A 4,374-nucleotide genomic window follows, 5' to 3' on the forward strand; every position below is an offset into this window, starting at 1 on the left:
ATCGATATACTGTTTTTGCACTGGAAAAGTGGTATTGTTATCCATTTTCATAATCCAGCTCCATGTGCCTTTTGTATATTCGTATTTTTTAGAAGCTTCGTATTTTGGTTTAACTAAATCAAACGGAATAGTAGTTTCTACGATTGGTGCTAATGTTTCGCCGACAGTAATTGTTCTCCAAGGCGTTTCGCCTGGTAAAGCAATACCTGGAGCAGTTGTGCCATTTCCATTATTTTCACCAGGCATTGGAAAACCTATTGTATATAATCCATTTTTATTGCCAATAAGCCTGCTGCCACAATAATTACTATCAACACCAGTTTCTGAAATTAATACCCAGCCATTGTTATTTACTTTGAAAAGACAAGGAAAAGTATAACCATCACCTCCACCGTTTTTTCCCATTGGAGCATCTAGCGTGTATGAAGTTTCATAACTTGGCATTGTTCTGGCATAACCTACCATCGATTTGCTCTGAGGACACAAGAAAGTGGTTGTTCCCGGAGGCAATACAAAACCTGAAGCTTCCTGTTGAATTAAACAAGATCGATCTTCTTTTTGAGGATAAACTTTATATTTGAAAGCAACATTATTATTGCTTATTCTAAAAATCACATCGATCGCTTGTTTTCCGTCTTTTGTAAAAGAAAAAATAGCTTCGTTGGCGATATAATTGACTTTGCTTTGTTTTATATTGGGTAACTCATACGTTTCGTCAATTTTATTTTGTTTTACATTATTGTCTAATGTCAATCCTGAAGTAAAGTCAGCAACATTGGTTTTTAGTCCAAGAGGAGATTTTTCTAAAAAAACTTTTCCATTAAATGAAATGGTATAATTAGGCATACCGTTATCTACTACAACCGATACTTTTAGCTTCTTGTCTGGACTTTCCGCAACCGATTGCGCTTTTAAAGCAAAAAAATGGAACAGAAATAAAAATAAAATGAATCTAAATTTTCTAATTACAGATTGATGATTAATTGGCATATTTTTTTTGGTTTAAATTATTTTATCTTAATGTAAATAGCAATATTACAAAATTAGACTGGATTTTTATAAAAAGGTTTAATTATAAGTGTTAAATATACACAAAAAAATAAAACTAAAACAAGCACGATGTATTAACCATAAAATCAAACACTTAAACTTGTAGTTAATGGTAAAATGATTTAACGGTATAGAAAGTCGAACAAGAATATGAAGAAAAAATTTTGGCCTGAAAATCATAACAATTCGATATTTAATTGTTTGGTGATATGGAAGCAACAAAACCTCCCAAACGCAGCATCTTTACATCTATAGCACTTGTTTTATCTATACTTAAACTCTTAGTTGAAAAAGCTTTATCATGATCTCCATCAGCAATTAAGATTAACTTATAAGTTTGTCCTTCTGGCAAAAAGTCAAATTTCAAATGCTGAATTTTTTCTTTTTTCCCTGAATTTATTCCTCCAACAAACCAATTATTCCCCTTTTTACGGGCAATAACAGTGAATTTTCCAGGATAACCATCTAGTAATTTAGTGTCATCCCAAGTAGTTGGAAGGTTCTTTAAAAATGTTTTTGCGGCATCGGGTAATTCATAATATCCTTCTGGACGGTCGGCCATATGCTGTATTGCTGATTCAAAAACTACGCTCAAAGCCAGTTCATGTCCATAAGAAGTAATATGTGGAAACTGTGAATTTGTAAAAGTTACAGGAGTATAATCCATTGACCCCACTACGTTTCTGGTAAAAGCTAATGTATTATTATGTTCTGCAGCCGTAGTTGTAAATTCCGGTCCATTATTATACCATTCGGCACCACGGACAGCCTCGTAAGTCATCAGATGTGGATAGGTTCTCTGCCAACCACGCGGCACTAAACAGCCATGAAAATAAACCATGATTTTGTACTTGGCTGCATCTTCAAGAATATCAAGATAATAGTTTATTATTTCTTGTTTTTCACTTAGAAAAAAATCAATTTTTATCCCGTAAACACCTAGCTTGTTCAATTTTGTAAATTCTTCAACACGATTTTCATGTGTTGACATTCGATCCAAAGGGGTTGAGGTTATCCATTTAAATTTACTTGAATTATACCACATCAACGGTTTGATTCCTTTTGAATGGATATATTTTATAGCATCTTCTAGATTTCCTCCATTCCCCATTTGATCCCATTCCCAATCCAAAAGTGTATAAGGCCAATTCATTGATGCTGCTAAATCTGCAAATTCAGTAACAACCTTAAAATCTTTTGTCCCGTGGTTATTCGACCAATAATTCCACGAAGCGATTCCGGGTTGAATCCAATCTGTATTAGTTAAAATGGAAGGTCTGGACACATCATCCACTAAAGTCGATTCGACAATATCTGAAAGTTGTCCTATAATTAAAACTCTCCATGGCGATTTCCAAGGAAGTGTTATAGTAGGCAAAGCTTCTCCTACTCCTTCATCCTTACTGGGAAGCGTAACTTTATATTGAGAATTAGTGTTCTTATTACTGAGTTTTGAAGCCGCATAATTTCTATCGACATCAGCTTCATGGATTAAAAACCAGGATGTATCATCAGCTTTAAAAAGCGCTGGATAACACCAATCCTGCTGATTATTTGCATCGTTCATCTCACTATATAATCCTTCATTGGAAAGATCAAATTTTTCTAACCAACGTTCTGCTTTGTCTGGAATTGAATAAGATGTCAGTTCGTCTTCTATAGTAAACAAACCTTTTTTTTCAGGAAATTCATATCTAAAAGTAAGACCATCATTATAAGCCCTAACAATGATGTTCAATTTTGCTTTCGATGAATTTTCAAAATATAAAACAATTTCATTTGCAGTGTTGGTACATTTTGAACGTTTGCCATGAAGTGCTGTATATTCTTCATTAATCAATAGCGGTTTACTCACTTTTATGAGTTTTAATTCTGTTGAGAAATCCTGATCATTTCTGGAAATTCCCAGGTTTATCTTAGGTGTTATTTCAATAGATTTCCCTTTATTATAATTAACTTTTAAATACCAGCTTGCTGTATTATTATTTTGCTCTGCATACAAAACTGCGTTAATTGCTTTATTTGGTGATATCAAAGTTGCTTTTTGACCAAAAGTCAGCATCGTTGCAAACAATAATAATGTAACGTAATTTTTTGATTTACAATATTTTAAAAAATTTATCATAAAGTCTTTATTTTACTAACACTTTAAGCATTTTTAAATCTTTGGCATCTGAGCTGTTCCCATAATAAACTTCATATTCACCTGGAGTTACTTTCATCGTCATTGTTTTGGCATCATAAAATTCAAATGAAGAAGCAGGTAAATCGATTGTTGCATTTTGTTTCTCTCCGGCTTTTAAATTGATTCTTTTAAAACCTTTCAATGTTTTTAACGGACCGTTTGTATCATTCAATTTTTTAACATAAACCTGAACAATTTCTGTTCCTTCACGTTTGCTAATGTTTTGAATGGAAAAATATAATTGCGTATTCTCATTTGAATTTATAGTTGACTTACTCAATTTGCCTTCGCCAATGTTAAATTTAGAATAGCTTAAACCAAAACCAAAAGGAAACAAAACATCAGTTGTATATCTGTAGGTGCGGTTCTTCATAGAATAATTTTCAAAATCGCCTAGTATATCAGAGTTTTTATAAAAGGAAACAGGCAATTTTCCTGCAGGATTGTAATCTCCAAAAAGTACATCGGCAACAGCCTGACCACCAGCTTCACCAGGATACCAAGCCTGCAAAATAGCATCACAGCTTATTGTTTCTGGCGTTAAAGCAATAGCCGAGCCGGAACAATTCACAAAAATTACTTTTTTGCCTGCATCTTTAAGTTCCTTTAAACATTTTCTTTGAACAGCCGGAAGTTCAATATTAGTTCTATCTCCGTTTTTAAAACCAGGATAAGAAACAGGCATTTCTTCACCTTCAAGTAAAGTCGAAAGTCCTCCTACGAAAACTACTGTGTCAATGCCTTTTAATTTTTGAATTAATGATGTAAAATTGACATCAAATTCTTTTCCAAAATCAAATTCCAAATTAGCCTGCCAGTTGTTGGATTGGGCGTACAGAATTTCGATTTTATATTTTTTTCCAGCTTCAACAGCAAACGGAAAATTACTCGGAAGAGTTCGCCAATTGGTATATTTAGCAATAGATTTTCCGTTAACAAATAATTCAAATGCCCCTGTAGCTCCCGTTTTAAAAACAAGATTATCATTTTCTTTGGCAGTAAACTCTGCTTCATATTTTGCCGAAAATCCTTCAAGTTTCACACCAGAAGCAAACTCATGCTGACCAGCAGTTGTCATTTTTATTGGATTTGTAATTTGTACCGATGTAACGCTATTACCTTCTCTATTTGCGTTATTC

The 4,374-nt window shown here is 33.3% G+C and carries 3 protein-coding genes; all 3 read right to left on the minus strand.

Translation table 11 applies throughout. From position 1 onward, the window contains the following. On the minus strand, window positions 1–990 hold a 990-nt coding region (locus tag VLC96_RS03740), incomplete at its 3' end, for a glycoside hydrolase family 97 N-terminal domain-containing protein (protein ID WP_325260712.1). Window positions 991–1,243: 253 nt separating this feature from the next. Next, a complete protein-coding gene (locus tag VLC96_RS03745) occupies window positions 1,244–3,175 on the minus strand; it encodes a glycoside hydrolase family 97 protein (RefSeq protein WP_325260713.1) in 1,932 nt (643 codons plus the stop codon). A 7-nt stretch (window positions 3,176–3,182) separates the two neighbouring features. Next, a partial coding sequence (locus tag VLC96_RS03750) for a glycoside hydrolase family 3 C-terminal domain-containing protein (protein ID WP_325260714.1) occupies window positions 3,183–4,374 on the minus strand: 1,192 nt, incomplete at its 5' end.

It is taken from the genome of Flavobacterium sp., assembly GCF_035456085.1.
GTDB lineage: Bacteria > Bacteroidota > Bacteroidia > Flavobacteriales > Flavobacteriaceae > Flavobacterium.